This is a genomic window from Exiguobacterium sp. USCH10 (genome assembly GCF_037619445.1).
In the GTDB taxonomy this organism is placed as follows: Bacteria; Bacillota; Bacilli; order Exiguobacteriales; family Exiguobacteriaceae; genus Exiguobacterium; species Exiguobacterium aestuarii_A.
Genome location: NZ_JAQPZO010000006.1, coordinates 65,799 through 86,551, shown reverse-complemented (window position 1 = coordinate 86,551; position 20,753 = coordinate 65,799). Strand labels below are relative to the sequence as shown.

The 20,753-nt window shown below is 51.5% G+C and carries 17 protein-coding genes; 3 read left to right on the top strand and 14 right to left on the bottom strand.

Going from position 1 to position 20,753, the window contains the following annotated elements; genetic code table 11:
• Positions 1 to 33 precede the first annotated feature (33 nt).
• The 9 genes from whiA to hprK all read right to left on the bottom strand — a co-directional run bounded on the left by whiA (position 34) and on the right by hprK (position 8,682).
• Positions 34 to 987, bottom strand: a complete 954-nt coding sequence (gene whiA / locus PQI28_RS10760) for a DNA-binding protein WhiA (protein WP_339963273.1) — start codon at positions 985 to 987, stop codon at positions 34 to 36.
• 34 nt (positions 988 to 1,021) lie between these two features.
• The gene (locus tag PQI28_RS10755; RefSeq protein WP_339963272.1) at positions 1,022 to 2,017 is read right to left on the bottom strand and encodes a gluconeogenesis factor YvcK family protein; all 996 of its coding nucleotides are present in this window, start codon (positions 2,015 to 2,017) and stop codon (positions 1,022 to 1,024) included.
• Between the two features lies 1 nt (position 2,018).
• Complete coding sequence (rapZ, locus tag PQI28_RS10750) at positions 2,019 to 2,891, bottom strand: RNase adapter RapZ (RefSeq protein ID WP_074033636.1); 873 nt, start codon at positions 2,889 to 2,891, stop codon at positions 2,019 to 2,021.
• Between the two features lie 120 nt (positions 2,892 to 3,011).
• Complete coding sequence (trxB, locus tag PQI28_RS10745; protein ID WP_074033640.1) at positions 3,012 to 3,965, bottom strand: thioredoxin-disulfide reductase; 954 nt, start codon at positions 3,963 to 3,965, stop codon at positions 3,012 to 3,014.
• 68 nt (positions 3,966 to 4,033) lie between these two features.
• Entirely contained in the window at positions 4,034 to 5,506 is a 1,473-nt protein-coding gene (locus tag PQI28_RS10740; protein ID WP_339963271.1) for a tetratricopeptide repeat protein, read from the bottom strand.
• A gap of 294 nt (positions 5,507 to 5,800) precedes the next feature.
• Positions 5,801 to 6,283 (bottom strand): acyltransferase, encoded by a 483-nt coding sequence (locus PQI28_RS10735; RefSeq protein WP_214693571.1) that lies wholly within the window; start codon positions 6,281 to 6,283, stop codon positions 5,801 to 5,803.
• Positions 6,276 to 6,926: a pyrophosphatase PpaX gene (ppaX, locus tag PQI28_RS10730; protein WP_224861732.1), complete on the bottom strand. Its 651-nt coding sequence runs from the start codon at positions 6,924 to 6,926 to the stop codon at positions 6,276 to 6,278. Before ppaX ends, PQI28_RS10735 begins: the two co-directional genes overlap by 8 nt.
• On the bottom strand, positions 6,926 to 7,744 hold the full coding sequence (gene lgt, locus PQI28_RS10725; RefSeq protein ID WP_274664765.1) for a prolipoprotein diacylglyceryl transferase: 819 nt from the start codon (positions 7,742 to 7,744) through the stop codon (positions 6,926 to 6,928). Before lgt ends, ppaX begins: the two co-directional genes overlap by 1 nt.
• A gap of 2 nt (positions 7,745 to 7,746) precedes the next feature.
• Positions 7,747 to 8,682, bottom strand: a complete 936-nt coding sequence (gene hprK, locus PQI28_RS10720; RefSeq protein ID WP_214693573.1) for an HPr(Ser) kinase/phosphatase — start codon at positions 8,680 to 8,682, stop codon at positions 7,747 to 7,749.
• Positions 8,683 to 8,830: 148 nt separating this feature from the next.
• Between hprK and PQI28_RS10715 the strand changes: the two genes are divergently transcribed.
• Complete coding sequence (locus PQI28_RS10715; RefSeq protein ID WP_214785849.1) at positions 8,831 to 9,187, top strand: hypothetical protein; 357 nt, start codon at positions 8,831 to 8,833, stop codon at positions 9,185 to 9,187.
• 37 nt (positions 9,188 to 9,224) lie between these two features.
• Here the strand turns inward: PQI28_RS10715 and PQI28_RS10710 are convergent, their stop codons facing one another.
• From PQI28_RS10710 to uvrB, 3 genes are all read right to left on the bottom strand, one after another.
• Positions 9,225 to 10,394 (bottom strand): DUF4097 family beta strand repeat-containing protein, encoded by a 1,170-nt coding sequence (locus tag PQI28_RS10710; RefSeq protein ID WP_339963270.1) that lies wholly within the window; start codon positions 10,392 to 10,394, stop codon positions 9,225 to 9,227.
• 65 nt (positions 10,395 to 10,459) lie between these two features.
• Complete coding sequence (gene uvrA / locus PQI28_RS10705; RefSeq protein WP_339963269.1) at positions 10,460 to 13,333, bottom strand: excinuclease ABC subunit UvrA; 2,874 nt, start codon at positions 13,331 to 13,333, stop codon at positions 10,460 to 10,462.
• Entirely contained in the window at positions 13,334 to 15,304 is a 1,971-nt protein-coding gene (gene uvrB, locus PQI28_RS10700) for an excinuclease ABC subunit UvrB (RefSeq protein ID WP_214746005.1), read from the bottom strand. It abuts the gene before it with no gap.
• A gap of 452 nt (positions 15,305 to 15,756) precedes the next feature.
• Between uvrB and PQI28_RS10695 the strand changes: the two genes are divergently transcribed.
• Entirely contained in the window at positions 15,757 to 16,464 is a 708-nt protein-coding gene (locus PQI28_RS10695; protein ID WP_214746002.1) for an MIP/aquaporin family protein, read from the top strand.
• 28 nt (positions 16,465 to 16,492) lie between these two features.
• Positions 16,493 to 18,010 carry a glycerol kinase GlpK gene (gene glpK / locus PQI28_RS10690; RefSeq protein WP_214785855.1) on the top strand — a complete coding sequence of 506 codons (1,518 nt, stop codon included), beginning with the start codon at positions 16,493 to 16,495 and terminating at the stop codon, positions 18,008 to 18,010.
• A 65-nt stretch (positions 18,011 to 18,075) separates the two neighbouring features.
• Here glpK and PQI28_RS10685 read toward each other — a convergent pair whose 3' ends face one another.
• Both PQI28_RS10685 and PQI28_RS10680 read right to left on the bottom strand, forming a co-directional pair.
• On the bottom strand, positions 18,076 to 19,215 hold the full coding sequence (locus PQI28_RS10685; protein ID WP_214785857.1) for a PDZ domain-containing protein: 1,140 nt from the start codon (positions 19,213 to 19,215) through the stop codon (positions 18,076 to 18,078).
• 43 nt (positions 19,216 to 19,258) lie between these two features.
• Complete coding sequence (locus tag PQI28_RS10680) at positions 19,259 to 20,662, bottom strand: S41 family peptidase (RefSeq protein WP_271305288.1); 1,404 nt, start codon at positions 20,660 to 20,662, stop codon at positions 19,259 to 19,261.
• Between the last annotated feature and the right edge of the window lie 91 nt (positions 20,663 to 20,753).

The following is a 20,753-nucleotide window of genomic DNA, read 5'->3' as shown; positions in this document are numbered from 1 at the left end:
TTATATAGGAAGAATGGTTTTGGTGCAACCGCGTCACGATGAGGCGATCTCGTCGCCGCTCCGCACACGCTCGGCAATTTGGTCAATTTTGCGAAGTCGATGGTTAATTCCAGACTTCGAGATCGGTCCTGACTCGAGCATCTCCCCGAGTTCTTGTAACGAGACGTCTTGATGCGTGATGCGTAGTTCGGCGATTTCCCGAAGTTTTTTCGGCAAGACATCGAGTCCGACCGTCCGCTCCAAGAACTTGATATTCTCCACTTGGCGTAACGCAGCCCCGACCGTCTTGTTCAAGTTGGCCGTCTCACAGTTGACGAGACGGTTGACGGAGTTGCGCATGTCCTTGATGATGCGCGCATCCTCAAATTCGAGCATTCCCCGTGTCGCACCGATCAACTTGAGGAAGTCTGAGATTTTCTCGCTCTCCTTCATATAGAGGATGTGCCCTTTTTTCCGTTCAAGCGTCTTCGCATTCAAATCAAACCGATTCGCCAAATCGCGTAGCGCCTGGTTATGGTTTTCATACAAGCTGTAGACTTCGAGGTGATACGACGACGTCTTCGGATGGTTGATTGATCCTCCGGCAAGGAAAGCCCCACGCAAGTAGGCACGTGCCAAGTTCTCGTCTCGTGTCATATCCGAGTTCAACGTCCGAATCATCTCATAGTGCTCCCCGAGAATCTCGAGGTCACGAAGCATCGTCTCCGCGTGCTGTGACACACGGACGATGTAGACGTTATTCTTTTTCAGACGCATTTTCTTCCGTACGAACAAATCTAATGGATGGTCGTAGAGGCGTTTCATCAACGAATACATCCGACGGGCGATCGAGGCGTTTTCGGTCGAGACGTCGAGCGTCATGCCTCGTCCTAGGGCGAGCGAGATGACCCCGTTCATCCGAACGAGTGCCGACAATTCCGCTTTCGCCTCGGCGTCATTCACTTCAAGTTGTGTCAATTCTTTCTTCACATCTGATGCAAAGCTCATCGAGTCCCCCTCCTTTCTGTCTTTCAAACAATTCTTATTTCAATTCTAACTGCTGGAACGAGCGCGGCTTCTTGATTCGAAGCACCCGTTGCATGACGAGTCCGGCGATGGCGTCGGAGTCGTGACGGATATAATCCCGGTTGTAATCGACGATATCTCCCGCTAGGACATTCGTTCCATAGTTTCGGAGTTTCTTCCGGTCGAAGCGGACCTCTTCCGATCCGTCCTCGAGGTAACGCTCCAAATAGTCTTCATCGATTGGCTCATTATTGACGACGATCGTATCAATCGACGCCTTCCCGAGATAAGCTTCGATGGATTTTAAATGTTTCATGGCGTCATAGCCCTTCGTCTCGCCCGGTTGTGTCATGACGTTACAAATGTAGACGACCGGGACTTGTGAACGGACGATGGCTTCTCGCACGTCTGGGATGAGTAGGTTCGGGATGATGCTCGTATAGAGACTCCCGGGACCGAGCACGATGACATCTGCCGACTCGATCGCTTCCACGACCCCTGGGGCCGGCTTGATGCCTTCTTCGAGTAAAAACAGACGTTTGATTGGCTGCTGATGGAGTGGGATCTTCGATTCGCCTTTGACGATCGTCCCATCCTCAAACTCCGCCGCTAGCGTCATGAGCGTCTCCGTCACCGGCAACACTTTCCCTTGTGCGTTCAAGAGCTGCGACATGACGTCGATCGCTTTGACGAACGAGCCCTCACAAATATGCGTCGCCGCCGTCAGCATCAAGTTCCCGAGCGAGTGACCTTCTAGGCCATACCCCGTGTCGAAACGATACTGTAAGATTTTATCCATCAACGGCTCGACTTCTGACAGGGCCAGGATGACGTTTCGGATGTCGCCCGGGGGCAACATATGAAATTCGTCGCGCAAGCGCCCTGAGCTGCCTCCGTCGTCCCCGACCGTGACGATGGCGGTGATGTCGAGCGGATAATGCTTCAAGCCACGGACGAGGGTGGACAACCCTGTCCCTCCACCGATGGCCACTACTTTCCGGTCTCGTCTCATATCATTTCTCCTTCGTCGCGTGGGCAAGGTCACGGTGGACCGTCTTCACGTTGTAGCGCTCCGCGAAATGCTCCGACACTTTCTCGGCGAACGTGATCGAACGGTGTTTCCCACCCGTACAACCGAACGCCACGACAATCTGTGTCTTCCCTTCCCGCTTATATTGCGGAAGCAGGAATTCGAGCATATCGATCAACTTCTTATAAAACGCCCGCGCTTCCGGATGTGACATGACGTAGTCTTGCACTTCCGTCGTCTGACCCGTGAGCGGTCGCAGCTCAGGGATATAGAACGGGTTCGTGATGAAGCGGACATCAAACAGTAAGTCCACATCGAGCGGGACCCCGTGTTTGAATCCGAACGACATAAAGTTGACCGTGAACGGGATGCGTTCCTCGTTGAACTGTTGCAAGATGCGGTCCTTCAGCATCTGTGGTTTCAAGTCACTCGTGTCATAAAGCGTATGGGCACGGTCCCGGAATCCTTCTAACAATTCACGCTCCATCTGGATGCCGACGAGTGGCGCATCCTCTGGTGCGAGCGGATGTGAGCGTCGCGTCTCTTTGTAGCGACGAACGAGCACATCGTCACGCGTCTCTAAGTACAAAAGATGTGGGTGTACGTTCTTCTTTTCTAAATCGTCGATGACGATGAACAGGCTATCGATAAAATCTCTCGTACGTGTATCAATGGCGACCGCGATTTTCGGTCGGACCGAGCTGATGACATCAATCAATTGTGGCAAAAGTACCGGTGGCAAGTTATCGACACAGAAATAGCCGAGATCCTCGAAACTATTCATCGCGACCGACTTCCCAGCCCCGCTCATTCCGCTGATGATGATCAATTCTTCTAATCCTTTAAAATCTTCCATCTCGCTGACGCCCCCTTAAAATTGACAACCGAGCCGTGTGTGTAGCTCTCTCCATCTAGTATAACGAACGTCCGAAAAAAAGAGAAGGACCGCGGTTCCCCGCAGTCCTACCTTCTTGAATCATGCGTTTTGTTCTTGCAACGATTCGAGGAGCCCCTCGATGAAGTGCTGAGCGTTCTGAGCGGCAATCGATCCGTCGTTCGTCGCCGTGACGACTTGGCGGAGCGTTTTGTCACGAACGTCACCGGCAGCAAAGATTCCTGGAATCTTCGTTTCCATCGCCTCGTTCGTGACGATGTAGCCTTGCTCGTTCGTGATCCCGAGGTCTTGGACGAATCCAGTGATCGGGTTCATGCCGATATAGATGAAGACGCCGTCGATTTCATGGTCTGTCTCTGTACCGTCAACTGTGCTGACGAGACGAGCGCCACCGACTTTACCGTCTTTCTCTGTGATTTCTTTCAATGTGTGGTTCCAAATGAAATCGATTTTCTCATTGTCGAACGCACGTTTTTGAAGAATCTTTTGAGCGCGGAGCTCATCGCGACGGTGAACGATCGTCACCTTGTTCGCGAAACGTGTCAAGAAGACACCTTCTTCAACGGCTGAGTCGCCACCACCGATGACGAAGAGATCTTTGCCTTTGAAGAATGCTCCGTCACATACCGCACAGTACGATACGCCACGGCCGCCGAGTTCTTCTTCACCCGGTACACCGATTTTCTTATACTGAGCACCAGAGGCGAGGATGATGGCACGCGCTTTATAGTCGCGGTTGTGCGCATGCACGATTTTGTATTCTGTTTCATCCGAGATGCTTTGTACGTCCCCATACGCATACTCCGCACCGAACGCTTTCGAATGGTCGAACATTTTTTGAGACAAGTCAGGACCGAGAATGCTGTCGTATCCTGGGTAGTTCTCGATGTCTTCCGTGTTGGCCATCTGACCACCAGGAATTCCGCGTTCGATCATAAGTGTTGAAAGGTTCGCACGTGAAGCATATAGCGCAGCGGTCATTCCGGCAGGGCCGGCACCGATGATAATGACGTCATAAATTTTTTCTTCTGTCATGTTGATTCCACCTCTGCAAAATATTGATTGCCTTTAGTATAAGAAACCTGTATGGGTATCGTCTATCTTTATGCTTGTTCGAGTGTCCGTTTGAACGAACGAACTGTCTCCGTCAACGTGTCGACCGGGAGATGGAAGGCGTTCGCACAGTCCTCGAGAATCAAGGCGTCTCGTTTCGTATAAAACATCCAGACGAGCGCAGCGGCCGATGTCGTTACGTCCATGAATGCTTCGTCCGATAACAGAAGCGTAGCAAATCGTTCATAAAAATCACCTTCTAGGCTCATCCGTTCCGCTTCCGAAACATGTGATTCGGCAAGGACAAGGGCATCAAACGCGCGTTTGACACGAGCGTCTCCTTGGAACGATTGCTGACAGAGGTCGGCACGACACATTTCCGCAAACGCACGGACCGTCTCGTTCTCCGTCACGGCATTCGTCAGCGCGAGGGCTTCAAACGCCTCATCGTCTTTCAAGTTAGAAATGATTCGAATGATCTCGACCCGGGCCAAGTCCGTCTCTTGACGAAGTCCTTGGACGAGCGCCGAACGAAACTCGAGGTTTTCTCGAATATCGAAACTCTGTTTCTCTTCGAACCGTTTCATCTCATCTTTGTTCAAGTAGGTGGCTGCCTCTTCTAATCGTCCTGTCTTATAGGCAGACACGCTGAGCCAATGCCCGAACAATGCGTCACCGCGAAACCCGCGTTCTTTCAATAGACGTAACTCTTCATACGCACGGTCATAATGACCGACGAGCGCGAGTGTCGTCGCCAATTTGTAACGTAAATCAAACTGGAGTGGACGAACACGTGTGAGTGGCGTCGATAATTGCATCGCCGCTTCGGATTGTCCTGCTTCATGCAGCAAGAGAATCGTGTTCAAGATCGCATGCAAGTTGCCAGGGTTTTGGTCGAGCACGTACTCGAGCGTCCGAAACGCCGCTTGGTCGTCGCCGAGATAAAAACTGACGACGGATAGATTATTATAGGCCGGCCAAAACGATGGATACTGCCCGATTAAACGCTCGAGCGTCGCCTTTGCCGCAAATAGCCGTCCTTTGTCGATTTGACGCTGCGCTTCTGAATGCCATGTGATCAATTCGTCTTCTTCCTCGTCCTCGAGCTCTTGTTCGAGTTCGATTAGTTCGAGAAGGGATTGCACGGCTTCCGCGTAGTGACCTTTCGTGTCACGGGCGAGATATTCAGAAGCATAGTTCGCCGCTTCTTCATATTGAGAGACATAGGCACAGTTGCTCGCTAAATGATAGAGCGCCTCTGTCGCGGTCTCGTCGAGCTCTAATACTCGTTTCCACACGTCATTGGCGTGGTAGACCTCCCCTACTTCAAATAACAGTTCTGCGTACTGTTTATGATAGTCGACGCGATGCGTGGCTGCCGCTGTCGCTTCAGCCATGAAAAAAGTCGCTTCATCTAGGCGACCTTCCCGTAACGCACGACGACCTCTATAGTAGTGGAGCTCCGCAGCGAGCGGAGATTCTGGTTCGGGTAGCGTCATTACTGCTTCATAGTTCGCTTCCATATTCTAAATCCTCCACATCATCTCTAAATCTTTTTTTAGTTGCAGGGATAAGAATACCGCACTCGAACAACGAGGGCAACTGAAAAAGTCAAAAAAAATTGCGACTATATTCCCTCTATAATGAATATTTTTTACTAGGTTCAAAAATTGTTTTTGAGCGAAAATATGATTCCTTCATTTCGGTTCATTTTCCCATTAAAAAGCGGCATCCCTTTTAAAAAAAGTGATACCGCTCAAGTATTCTTTCATGTCTCTATACAAAAGAGGCATAAAAACATTTTGCGAAAAATTGTGTCAAATATGTGTCAGCGACTGGAGTTTCGAACCGACGACCCGCTCTCCCGGCAAGACGTCGCGATGTACGACCGCACCTGCACCGACGACAGCACCGTCGCCGATCGTCACGCCCGGTAAGATGGTCACGTTCGCGCCAATCAAGACTTCATTTCCGATGATGACATCTCCGATTCGATACTCATCGACGAGATACTCATGACAGAGGATCGTCGAGTTGAATCCGATGACCGTGTTCCGACCGATGGTGATTCGTTCCGGGAACATGACGTCCGGCGTGACCATGAGGGCGAGAGCGCTATACTCTCCGATGTTCATCCCGAGAAACGTCCGGTACAACCACCGCTTCGCCTTCACCGAAGGGAAGTAACGCCCGACGAGCACGACCGCTGTGTTTTTGAAGACACGTAGGAAGCGAATCGTCCGATACATCTGCCAAAGCGGGTTCGGCCCGTCGATACGAAACCGTTTCGTCTTACGCATGGACGCTGACCTCGTCGAGCCATGCCTCTAAATGTTCCATTGAGTCGATGATGACGTCCGGCTCGAGTGACTCGAGGAATGGGCGACCTTTTAAAGCCCACCCGACAGCGACCGTCTTCGTCCCAGCGTTCTTCCCACTGAAGATGTCCGTATCGTTGTCACCGACCATGATCGCTCGCTCCGGTGACGAGCCGAGCGCTTGAAGAGCACGTTCGACCGGTTCGGCGTGCGGCTTTTCATTCTCGACATCGTCAGCTGTCACGACGACATCAAACAAGTGGTCGATTTTGAACAACCGAAGGCCCCGTTCGACGACCGGACGCCCTTTCGATGTAACGACGCCCATCTTGTACCCTTTCGCATGAAGGCGATATAAGCCTTCGATGACACCCGGGTACTCAGCGACAAGTTGGTCGTGCATGGCGATGTTGAAACTCCGATAGAACGCCTGCATCTCTTTCCATTCTGCTTCGTTCAATTCACGGAACGACTTCTCGAGCGTCGGTCCGATGAAGCGATAGATGTCCTCATCCCGATACGTATGTTCCGGGAAATAATAGTCGAACGTATGACGGAAGCTGGCGATGATAAGCGGGTTCGTATCGAGTAACGTACCGTCTAAGTCAAATAAGAGCGTATCCATTAATCAAACAATCCTTTCTCTGATGGGTCATTGTATCGTTTCGCGTTGCGGCGAAGGACCATCATGACGATACCGAAGAGGATCAAGACGATCGACACCATTTGGGCCGCACGCAAATCGCCTGACATGAGACTATCCGTCCGCAGTCCTTCGATATAGAAGCGACCGATTGAATACCAGACGAGATACGACAAGAAGATGTATCCGCGACGTGGGTTTCCAATCATGCGCCATGCGACGAGGAGGATGACCCCGATGATGTTCCATACACTTTCATAGAGGAACGTCGGGATATAGTATGCCCCGTCGATATACATCTGATTGACGATCCAATCCGGTAGCATGAGCGTGTCTTGTAAGAAGCTACGCGTCGTTTCGCCACCATGGGCCTCTTGGTTCATGAAGTTCCCCCAGCGCCCGATGGCTTGTCCGAGGAGAAGTGATGGTGCCAGGATGTCCGTCACTTTCCAGAACGACATCGATTTTCGCATACAATAGACGATGACGACAAGGAGTGCTCCGAAGATGGCACCGTGAATGGCAATCCCGCCTTGACGGATATCGATGATCTGTCCGAGATTCTCTGAGTAGTAATCCCATTGGAACGTCACGTAGTAAATACGCGCGAAGATGATACTAATTGGAATCGACCAGATGACGACGTCAACGAGTCGTTCCGAATCATAGTTGATGCGCTTCGCTTCGTAAAGGGCAAGAACGAGTCCGAGCATTGCCCCGAAGGCGATGATCATACCATACCAATAAATCGGCAGAGACCCGATTTCAAACGCTACACGATCAAATGTCGGTTCTACCATGATCATAAGTCTCCTTCAGTGTCCTGAATTGCGTTCGCGAGACGTTCCGCAAACTCTTCAGCCGTATTGATGCCCATGTTTTGCAGACGATAGTTCATCGCTGCGACCTCGATGATGACCGCCAAGTTTCGACCTGGACGGACAGGTATCGTGAGGAGCGGGACTTCACTGTCGATGATTTTCATCGTGTTGTGATCGAGCCCGACGCGGTCGTACACTTTTCCAGCGTCCCAGTTCTCTAAGTTGACGATGAGACTGATCTTCTTATGTGACCGGACCGCACCTGCGCCGAACAAGGTCATGACATCGATGATGCCAATTCCACGAATCTCAAGCAAGTGGCGAATCAGCTTCGGTGCTGAACCGACGAGGAGCTGGTCGCCCGTTTGACGAATCTCGACCGAGTCATCGGCGACGAGACGGTGCCCCCGTTTGACGAGTTCAAGCGCGGTCTCCGATTTCCCGACACCGCTCTGTCCTTTGATAAGGACGCCGACGCCGTAAATGTCGACAAGGACGCCGTGCATCGCTGTCATCGGTGCAAGTTCCATCTCGAGGAAGTTCGTGATTTGCGACTCGATTGACGTCGTCACCGCATTCGTCCGCATGAGTGGGACGTTTGCCGCTTCCGCTTCTTCTTCGATTTCTGTCGGAATATCAAATCCACGTGTGATTAAAATCCCAGGTGTCGATTCCGTACATAAAATACGGGCACGCTCGCGACGCTTTTCTTCCGATAAGCTCGCATAGAAAGTCAACTCTGTCTTCCCGAGCACTTGAAGACGATTTTTCGCATAGTGCGTGTAATAACCGGCGAGGACGAGTCCTGGTCGACTAAGGTCAGGTGTGGCGACCGGACGATGAAGGCCCTCTTCTCCAGCAATGACTTGAAGTTTAAAACGCTCAACGACTTGAGCTGTACGTACGATATTTTGCATCAGTATCTGCCCCTTTCACGCTCATTATTGTATCATAGCTCTTTCTCGGAAGCGTTAGGGAAGTGATAAAGAACGTGTCAAAAAATTGTTGAAACTTTCGTACATGGCGTTCGTAGGAAGGGTATAGGCAAATAGAGGAGGTGAAATGATGGATACTTGGATTTGGTTGATTTTTATATTTGCGTTTATCATCGGAATCGGTACGCTCGTGTATTTGATCAAGTCATTGATTGATATGTGGAAAGAGTATGCGGCGACGAAAAACGAGACGGTCTTGCTCTTGTTCATTTTGAATATCATCGGATTCTTCTTATCCGGTGCGCTCATCTCGATGATTGTCGGGATCATCTTCTACTGGAATCGTTCGAAATCGATGCGACTTCTCGGCATCATCTTGCTCATTGCCGGTCCCGTCCTCTTTATCGTCTTTGCCATTAGTGCATTCACGATGTTTGATACACAGATGATGGATTGGCAACAGATGGAGTATGAAATGAATTTATAATCAAAAAAATCCCGAAGGCGGCGCCTTCGGGATTTGCTTATTGTTGATGGAACGGATTATTCAAATCGGCTGGGTCGACGGGATCGACCGGATCCGACGGCTCCGTCTGTTCTTCCTCAAGGAAAGTCGACGGTGTATACACCGATCCGTGTTCCAAATCGATTGTACCGGTACGTGTACCCGCTTCGACTTCGATGCGAGGTGTTTGACCCCGACCGGACAAGAATTCGAGACGACGCTGCGCAACGTCTTTTCGGTCACGAATGATTTCGAGTTCGTCGAGTAAGCAGTGGAGTCCCCCGAAGTTCGTCTCGAGTTCTCCTTCCACCTCGACGCCGTGTGGCAACACGAGTCGAATGTTTCCGGCGAGCGAGGCGAGTTCGAACTTGGCCGGACGTGCTGTCGCGAGTTCCGCGCGGATGTTGCCGTTCCCTGTCTTGAGGGATGCTTTATCGTACTTCCCTCCGACGATGACGGCCCCGTTTCCGGTACGGACGTGCACGAGCTCCGCCTCAACACCTTCTACCTCGACTGTCCCGTTTCCGGTATTGAGAAGGAGTTCAGACGCGTGTACTTCATGTAGGACAACGCGACCGTTCGCCGTTTGCACGCGGACGTTCTCGACGTCCAAACCATCGGCACGGACTTCCCCGTTCAACGTCTGAATATGAAGATGGTTGAAATGGTGGTGCGGGACGTACAGTTCCACGTGGGCCCGGACGAGCTTGTCGCGCAAGGAGACGACGAGACGGTCCCCGATGACGGAATGCTTGACCGCCGATTGCAACTGTTCGAGCGCTTTGTCCGCGTCTTGTTGGCGAAGCGGACGACCGGTCACGATGAGCTCACAATCTTCTGCATCTGACGAGACGATGGTCGCCGATGCGTTGAAGAGATCGAGTGAGATGTCGCTACCCGTGAATGGGAATGATTTCGAATACGTCACTTCTGGCCCGAAGTTCGAGCTGAAGGAGAAGTCGCTGTCACGAAGCTTCGTGACGAGTCCTTCTACCGCAGACGTCAGTTTCGTCGTGAGCGATTCGACCGAATAGGCATCGACCTTCTCCGTGTCTTGTCGCTCTTCTAACGCCTGGACTTGTTCTGGTTCGAGGCGTTCAAGACGCTCGAGTTGCGTCATCGCCTCCTCGATTGTCAACTTGCCTTCCTTCACTTGCTGGAGAATCAGTTCACGCATTTCTTGTTTCACGTTCGTTTTCCCCCTTCAATTTGGTTGCACGTCAATTACCTTCCCGTTTCTCACCATTTCTATACTTATTTCTTTTTTCCTGCTTTTGGTTTCACGCGAGCCGCATCTCGTTCGAGTACCGGCTTCAAATACTTACCGGTATACGAGCCTGACACTTCGGCGACTTCTTCTGGAGTCCCCGTCGCGACGATGAGTCCGCCGCCGTCCCCGCCTTCTGGTCCGAGGTCAATCAAATAATCGGCTGACTTGATGACGTCGAGGTTATGTTCGATGACGAGCACCGTGTCCCCGTTCTCGACAAGGCGCTGCAACACTTTCAACAAGCGTGCGATGTCATCGACATGAAGACCTGTCGTCGGTTCGTCCAAAATATAAATCGTCTTCCCGGTCGAACGTTTATGGAGCTCTGAGGCGAGTTTGACACGCTGGGCTTCCCCGCCGGAAAGTTCCGTCGCCGGCTGACCGAGTTTCATATAGCCGAGGCCGACGTCATAGATGGTCTGAATCTTCCGCTTGATTTTCGGAATTTTGTCAAAGAATTCGAGCCCTTCCTCAATTGTCATATCGAGGACATCGGCAATCGTCTTCCCTTTATATTTCACTTCGAGCGTCTCACGGTTATAGCGTTTCCCGTGACAGACCTCACACGGAACGTACACGTCCGGTAAGAAATGCATCTCAATCTTGATGATCCCGTCCCCACGGCACGCTTCACAGCGTCCGCCTTTCACGTTGAAACTGAAACGGCCTTTCTTATAGCCGCGCATCTTCGCTTCGTTCGTCGAGGCGAAGACGTCACGAATGTCGTCGAAGACGCCCGTATACGTCGCCGGGTTCGAACGTGGTGTACGTCCGATTGGAGATTGGTCGATATCGATGACTTTATCGATATGCTCGAGACCTTCAATCTTCTTATGTTTCCCTGGCTTCGCTTTGGCACGGTTCATATTGTGTGCGAGCGATTTATAAAGAATCTCGTTGATGAGTGTCGACTTCCCAGAACCGGATACACCCGTCACGGCGACGAACATCCCGAGCGGAATCGAGACGTCGACATCTTTCAAGTTGTTTTCTTCTGCCTTGAGAATCTTCAAGAACCGTTCGTCCGGCATCTTCCGTTCAGCCGGGAGCGGGATGAACTTCTTCCCGGCAAGGTATTGACCCGTGAGCGAGTTCTTGTTTTTCATCAGTTGCTTCGGCGTCCCGGCAGCGATGACTTGTCCACCGTGCTCCCCGGCACCCGGTCCGATATCGATTAAATAGTCGGCTTCCATCATCGTATCTTCATCATGCTCGACGACGATGAGCGTGTTGCCGATGTCTCGCATCTGTTTGAGCGTGGCAATCAAACGATCGTTGTCTCGTTGGTGAAGACCGATCGACGGTTCATCGAGGACGTACAAGACACCTGTGAGACGTGAACCGATTTGCGTCGCAAGTCGAATCCGCTGGGCTTCCCCACCTGAGAGGGTTCCCGCGGCACGAGACAACGTCAAATAGTCGAGACCGACGTTATTCAAGAAGCTGAGTCGCTCACGGATTTCCTGCAAGATGAGTCTGGCGATGGCGATATCCTTTTCACTGAGCTGTTCATTCAGTCCTTCAAAGAACGCAAGTGCGTTCACGACCGACTTCTCCGTCACTTCTCCGACGTGCTGGCCCGTGATCTTGACGGCGAGTGACTCTTCTTTCAAACGATAGCCGTGACATGTCGGGCAGGCGTGCGTCGCCATATACATCTCCATCTGTTCACGGATATAGTCGGACGTCGTCTCCCGGTAGCGGCGCTCGATGTTACGGAGCACCCCTTCAAAGAAAATTGTGTTCGTCCGGACCTGACCGAAGTCGTTCTCGTAACGGAAGAGGAACGACTCTTCCGAAGATCCGTTCAAGACGAGGTCTTGGTCACGCTTCGACAGACGCTCGAACGGTACGTCCATGTCGATGTTGAAGTGCTGGCACATCGCCGCCAACAGTTGCGGATAGTACTGAGAGCTCGTCGGCTGCCATGCAGCGACCGCCCCTTCTTTTAATGTCTTCGATGGATCAGGGATGACGAGTTCTGGGTCGACGTCTAGTTTCGTCCCAAGACCATCACACGTCGGGCAAGCCCCGAACGGTGAGTTGAAGGAGAACATACGTGGTTCGAGTTCTCCGATTGAGAATCCACAAATCGGGCAAGCGTGGTGTTCGCTGAAGAGAAGCTCGGTCCCGTCCATCTTGTCGATGATGACACGTCCGTCGGCGAGGCGTAATGCCGTTTCAAGAGAGTCGGCAAGGCGCCCTTCGACGTCAGGTCGGACGACGAGACGGTCGACGACGACTTCGATCGAGTGCTTCTTGTTTTTGTCGAGCTCGATTTCATCCGTCAATTCGATCGTCTCTCCGTTCACTCGTACACGGACGAATCCTTCTTTTTTCAACGAGTCGAATACTTTGACGTGCGTTCCTTTACGACCTGACACAATTGGTGCCAAAATCTGAAGTCGCGTCCGTTCCCGCAATTCCATCACCTGGTCGACCATCTGCGAAATCGTCTGACTCGAAATCTCAATTCCGTGGTTCGGACAGACCGGTTTTCCGATTCGTGCGAACAAGAGTCGGAGATAGTCGTAAATCTCGGTCACCGTTCCGACGGTCGAGCGCGGGTTTCGGCTCGTCGTCTTCTGGTCGATCGAGATGGCCGGACTTAAGCCTTCAATCGTATCGACATCCGGCTTATCCATCTGTCCGAGGAACTGACGAGCGTACGCAGACAAACTCTCGACGTAGCGTCGCTGTCCTTCCGCATAAATCGTGTCGAACGCGAGCGACGACTTCCCGGAGCCGGACAAGCCCGTCAAGACGACGAGCTGGTCACGTGGGATATCGATGTCGATATTTTTCAAGTTGTTGACGCGTGCCCCTTTGATGACAATCGCATTTTTCTTTTCAGCCATTTAATTCCCTACCTTCAACTCCAAGATTAAGTCACGCAATTCGGCCGCACGTTCGAACTGGAGATCGCGCGCCGCTTGCTTCATTTCTTCTTCTAGTTTGGCAATCGCCGCCTCGCGTTCGGCCGGCTTCATCGTACTGAGCGATTCGAGTGCCTCTTCTTCGGCCTCGACCGTCGCCCGGATGACACCACGGACGTCTTTACGAATCGTCTGTGGCGTGATGCCATGTTCTTCATTATATGCTTGTTGGATCGTCCGACGACGATCCGTCTCTTCGATGGCTCGTGCCATCGAGTCGGTCATCTTATCCGCGAACAGGATGACGTGTCCGTTCGCATTACGGGCCGCCCGCCCAATCGTCTGGATGAGCGAACGGTCGGAACGAAGGAACCCTTCCTTATCGGCATCGAGAATCGTCACGAGACTGACTTCCGGAATATCGAGCCCTTCTCGTAACAAGTTGATTCCGACGAGCACGTCATACTTCCCGAGACGAAGGTCACGGATGATTTCAATCCGTTCGAGCGTCTTGATCTCGGAGTGCATATAGTTGACCTTGATTCCCGCTTCACGCAAGTAGTCGGACAAGTCTTCTGCCATCTTCTTCGTGAGCGTCGTCACGAGGACACGCTCGTCTCGCTTGATGCGTTCGCGAATCTGGTCCATCAAGTAGTCGATTTGTCCTTTGATCGGATGAATCTCGATCGTCGGGTCGAGTAGCCCTGTCGGACGAATGATCTGCTCGATCATGTTCGGTGTATGTTCGAGCTCGTACGGACCTGGTGTCGCCGAGATGAAGATCGCTTGTGACAATTTCTTCTCGAATTCATCGAATTTGAGGGGACGGTTGTCCTTCGCAGAAGGAAGACGGAACCCGTGGTCGACGAGCACTTGTTTCCGCGCCTGGTCCCCGTTATACATCCCGCGCACTTGCGGGAGCGTCACGTGTGACTCATCGGCGACGAGGAGGAAGTCTTCCGGGAAGTAGTCGATCAATGTATACGGGGTCGAGCCCTCCGGCATCAAGTTCAAGTGTCTCGAATAGTTCTCGATGCCTGAACAATACCCCATTTCACGCATCATCTCCAAATCGTAATGCGTTCGCTGTTCGAGACGTTGTGCTTCGAGTAGCTTCCCTTCTTCACGGAACTTCTCGAGCTGCTCCTCGAGTTCCGCTTCGATATTGACGATTGCTTTTTGCAGTTTCTCGTCACGCGTGACGAAGTGGGATGCCGGGAAGATGGCGACATGATCACGGTCCGCGATAATCTCACCCGTCAACGGGTCCATCTCACGGATCCGGTCAATCTCGTCCCCGAAAAATTCGATGCGCATGCAGTGTTCGTCACGTGACGCCGGGAAGATCTCGACGACGTCCCCACGGACACGGAAACGTCCACGCTGAAAATCGATATCGTTTCGTTCATATTGAATATCGATGAGCTTACGAAGCATCTCATCACGACCCATCTCTTTACCGACGCGGAGACTCAATACGAGACTACGATATTCTTCCGGGTTACCGAGACCATATATACAAGAAACGGATGCGACGATGATGACATCATCCCGCTCGAAGAGAGCCGACGTCGCCGAGTGACGCAGCTTATCGATTTCATCGTTGATGGACGCATCCTTCTCGATAAACGTATCGGTCGAAGGCACGTACGCTTCCGGTTGATAGTAGTCGTAATAGCTGACGAAGTACTCGACCGCATTGTTCGGGAAGAACTCTTTGAACTCGGAATACAATTGACCGGCGAGCGTCTTGTTGTGAGCGAGGACGAGTGTCGGCTTCTTCACTTCTTGGATGACGTTCGAGACGGTGAACGTCTTCCCTGTTCCGGTCGCCCCGAGGAGTGTCTGATAACGGTCACCCCGATTGACGCCTTCGACAAGTTGTCGAATCGCTTCAGGCTGGTCACCTCCTGGTTGAAATTCAGATTGTAATGCAAACGGAATCGATTCCATAAGATACTCCTCACCTTCTCATTTCATAGTGTCTTGATTATACCATAGACACGAACAAATATTCGCTTATTAGCTTACATACACATTTAAGCCTTTTCTCTTATATATCATCATTTCTTTTTCCTTTACTGTCTCAAAAGAAACATCAAATCTTGTTGCGTTTAACCTTCGAGAAACGCTTCACAATCATTTTTGTAGCATAGAACACGGAAAGTCGGATCCTGGACCTTGTTCCTATTCGATTGAAATTCCCGTGATTTTTAAAAAAGGATGTCAAAATCATTTACGTGCCGCTCTCTATATGACTCTTTATGTGAAGTTTACAGGTGTAAATGTGAACATTTGTAGGCAAAAAGTAGGATTTTTGAAAAACACTGTTTTAAAACGCTTACATTTTGGGCATATAATGAAGTGGTAAGTCAAATTGCATAAGGGAGAAAGGGGAGTATCACATGTCAGCATTTGTAAGTGAAATTATCGGTACGATGCTATTGATTCTGCTCGGTAACGGTGTCGTCGCCGGCGTCGTCCTCCGCCATTCCAAAGCGGAAAACTCTGGCTGGATTGTTATCACCATGGGTTGGGGTCTTGCCGTTATGGTCGGGGTCTACGCAGCCGGTATTTACGGAGGCGCACACATCAACCCTGCCGTCACGATTGGTCTCGCGACAGCAGGCGAATTCCCATGGGCCGATGTCCCACTCTACATCCTTGCTCAGTTTATCGGGGCGTTCATCGGGGCATGTTTGGTATATGTCCACTACAAGCCGCATTACGATGCGACGGACGATCCAGGCTTGAAACTCGCAACATTCTCTACTGCACCAGGTATCCGAAGCACACCGTACAACTTGATTGGTGAGATTATCGGAACATTCGTCCTCTTGTTCGCGTTGTTGTCATTCGGGGCAAACACATTCGCAGATGGACTCAATCCGCTCATCGTTGGTTTCTTGATCGTCTCAATCGGTCTCTCGCTCGGTGGTACGACGGGATATGCGATCAACCCGGCACGTGACCTTGGGCCACGTATCGCGCACGCCATTCTTCCGATTAAAGGAAAAGGATCTTCAGACTGGGGCTATTCATGGATTCCAGTTGTCGGTCCGATTATCGGTGCTGTCATCGCCGCACTCGTTTACGGCATTCTCGTCCCTTAACACATAATTTTGAAGGAGGAAATCACATATGGCGAAAGAAAAACGTTATATTTTAGCATTGGACCAAGGAACGACAAGTTCACGGGCAATCATTTTTGATCATGATGGAAAAATCGTCACAGTCGCACAGCGCGAATTCAAACAATACTTCCCAAAACCAGGCTGGGTTGAGCATAACGCCAATGAGATCTGGGGTTCTGTCCTCGCCGTTATGGCGGAAGCGTTCGGTTCGGCGGATATCGACCCGAATGAAATCGCAGGAATCGGGATCACGAACCAACGTGAGACTGCGGTCGTTTGGGAGAAAGAAACAGGACGTCCTGTTTATAACGCGGTTGTTTGGCAATCACGTCAAACTGCTGACATCTGTGAAGAGCTAAAAGCGGCAGGTCACTCGGACATGGTTCGTGACAAAACGGGTCTTCTCATCGACGCCTACTTCTCAGGTACGAAAGTCAAATGGATTTTGGATAACGTCGAAGGCGCTCGTGAGAAAGCCGAGAACGGTGAACTTCTCTTCGGAACAATCGACACATGGCTCATCTGGAAACTCTCAGGTGGTAAAGCCCACGTGACAGATTATTCGAACGCATCACGTACACTCATGTATAACATTTACGAACAGAAGTGGGATGACGAGTTACTCGACATCTTGACGGTACCGAAATCGATGCTTCCTGAAGTCAAGCCTTCGAGTGAAGTCTATGCGAATACGATCCCGTATCACTTCTTCGGATTTGAAGTACCGATTGCCGGAGCCGCAGGTGACCAACAGGCTGCCTTGTTCGGTCAGACGTGCTTCGAAAAAGGTGAAGGAAAGAACACGTACGGAACGGGTTGCTTCATGCTCATGAACACGGGTGAAGAAGCCGTCAAATCGGATCACGGTCTATTGACGACAATCGCGTGGGGCTATAACGGAAAAGTCGAATACGCGCTCGAAGGTTCAATCTTCGTCGCCGGTTCGGCAATTCAGTGGCTCCGTGACGGATTACGGATGTTGAAATCCGCGAAAGACTCGGAACAGTATGCGACGCGAATCGAATCGACAGAGGGCGTCTATGTCGTACCTGCCTTCGTTGGTCTCGGTGCACCATATTGGAACTCTGACGTGCGTGGTGCCATCTTCGGTCTCACACGCGGAACGGAGAAAGAACAATTGGTCCGTGCGACGATCGAGTCACTCGCTTATCAGACACGCGACGTCCTCACATCGATGGAGAACGATTCAGGCATCAACTTGAAGACACTCCGCGTCGATGGTGGAGCCGTCAGCAACAACTTCCTCATGCAGTTCCAATCGGACATCCTCGATGTACCGGTCGAACGTCCTGAAGTAAGTGAAACGACTGCACTCGGTGCCGCCTACTTGGCAGGTCTCGCCGTTGGTTTCTGGAAAGACCAAGCAGAAATCAAAGACCAGTGGAAACTCGACAAGAAGTTCGAGCCAAACATGGACGAGTCTCATCGCGAAGCACTGTACAAAGGTTGGCAACACGCTGTCGAAGCAACGATGGCATTCAAACCATCAAAACTTGACGTATAAGTGGCAAGGGCATCCTCACGGGTGCCCTTTTTGTATGCAAAAAAAGAGTACCCGTATGGATACTCTTACAATTTACGAAGTCGGACACGTGGGCTCGTCGGCTCCCCGACGAACAAGATACCGAGTTCGTGTGGATCGGTCTCATACATCGCCCGTTGAACGAAACGGATATCTCCGTTCAGATTCAACACCTCGAGCTTGATGTACGGTTTATGTTGCTGGAGCGCCTCATAAAAACTGTGCCCTCCCGTGATGATCGTCCCATTCACTTTATAGATGGATTCACCTGGGATAAGCTGCATCGCCTCTCCTGGTGAATTCGGAAGCGTGTCCACGATGACCGCCCCACGATTTCCATTGATGAAGACAGGTGTCGTACCGCGATTCTCTCGTTTGATCCACTGAAGCCCAAGTTCATAAAGAACGAACAAGGCGAACAGCGCATAGTCGACATACGGGATCTCCCATACATACGAGAGACCGAATAGACCGAGAGCGATCAAGGCGAGTACCCCGCGATAGTTGCTCAATCGTGCGAGAAGCGTCCCCGGTAACGCACCGGTCGACAGTAAACTGACCCCGATCGGAATCGGAAGAATGATCGGCACCATGGGCCAGTCGAGGCCGAACGTCGGTGGCAAGAAGACGACGAGCGGGAAAAACCAAATGCGTTTGACGACATGCCCCCCGATGAACTGACCACGTTTCGATAAGATCAGCGTCGGCGACGTCTCTTTGGGTCCGTTCCAGCGCAAGAGAATCGCTTCCGCGAGTGTGACGAGTCCGAACGTGAGCGCGTAGACCGTCCAATCGACCCGAGCGAGCTCTCTCACCCAATCACTGAGCGCCCCGTAAGAGACGACATCTCGCAACATGACGACCGCGAACAAGACAAGGAGCGGAAGCACCGGATTGAAGAATCGCGGATGCATCGTCAACACCACGAGCGTATAGAGCACCGTGAACGAGACGGCCCATTCAAACGTGATGGTCGTCTCAAGTAGAATCGTCGCGGCCGATGAGAGGACCGCTAGAAGAAGACTCGGCCAGATGAAATGCTTCCATTCCGACTTCGGCGAGCGTCGTCTCGAACGAAACATGGCTCGTTCTCGTTTGACTCGTGTCATCGATATGTATGTAAGGGCGACGAGTGTCACCCAAAACAGCGGACTACCTAACAACGTCAATAAAGCCGTAACACTCATTCGTACAACTTCCACGCGGTCCAACCCTTTCTTTCATTCAACGTTATTTTGCGGCTTCTTCGAGCGCCCGGTTCAATTGGGCATCGTTCGCCTCATCTTGAATCGCCTCGAGCAATTTCGATTCGAGCGCCGAAGCTGTCTCTTCATCGACTGTCCCAGAAGCCTCGAGACCATTGTCTGTCTGGAATTCTTTCACGGCGTCTGCCATCGTGTCACCATAGTACCCTGGTTGACCGCCTGGCTCATAACCGATTCCTGTCAAGATTTTATGCAAGTTCGAGACGGCATCGCCGTAATCCCCGACTTTCAGTGACTCTTCTTCTGTCAACACACGGGTCACATTGAAGAAGTCCGGTTGTTTCACTTCGATGTCCGGCTCAATCCCTTTTTTATTGATCCAGTTCCCGTCCGGCGTGAGCCATTTGCTCGTCGTCAACTTCAAGTTGCTGCCGTCCTCTAAATCAAACGCCGTCTGGACGACACCTTTTCCGAACGTTTTCGTCCCGATGATTGTCGCGCCTGCCCCTTCTTTCATCGCACCCGTCAAAATCTCAGATGCCGAGGCAGAGCCCTCATCCGTCAAGACGAACAACTCATACGGTTTCGCTTCGCGGGCGCGACCGTTCTGTGCATCACGGTCCCCGTCCGCATTTTCGATTTGAACGACCGGTTTTGATGTCGGCACGAACCCTTCCGACATTTCGATGACGGCTGGCAAGAGACCTCCTGGGTTCCCACGTACGTCGATGATCAAGCTGTCGATATCTTCTGACTCGAGTTGCTCGAGTTGTTCAAGGAACTCATCGGCCGTCGGTTCTGAGAACTGCGTCACTTGCAGATAACCGATTTTTTTGCCGTCTTGCTCCTTCACTTCTGAGAACACCGTCTCGATTGGAATCGTGTCACGCGTGATCTCATAGTCCGCCGTCTGACTGCCACGGCGAATCGTCAACGTGACGGTCGTCCCTTTTTCCCCTCGGATGAGCTGGACAGCTTCTTGTACGTCCATCCCTTCAATCGACTCCCCGTCGACCGCCGTGATGATATCACCAGGACGAAGGCCCGCCTCCTCGGCTGGAGCGCCTTTGATCGGAGCGACGATTAAGATGTCTTCTCCTTTCTTCTCCAAAGTCGCGCCGATTCCTTCAAAACTCGATTCAATCGAGTCTGTAAATTGCGATGTTTCTTCCGCATCCAAGAAATCCGAGTACGGGTCATTGAGTGCCGCCGTCATACCATCGAGCGCACCTGTCAATAAATCCTCTTCCGAGATGTCTTGTAACGAATGTTCCTCAATCAAATCACGCACTTGGTCGACTTTATCCCAGCCTTCCGCATTCGTCTGAATCGGAAGTGATGTGTCTGTAAACGCCATCGTCGCAAGGCCTGCACCGGCCCCAGCCACGAACGTTGTGCCAGCGAGTAGTCCTGCGGTTGAATTTTTCACGGGTTGGTCCCTCATTTCTCTTTGTAAGTCTTTTCATTAGTATAGCAAAAACGAGAGGAAAAGCGGACGCGTTCCACATATTTGGGACGCG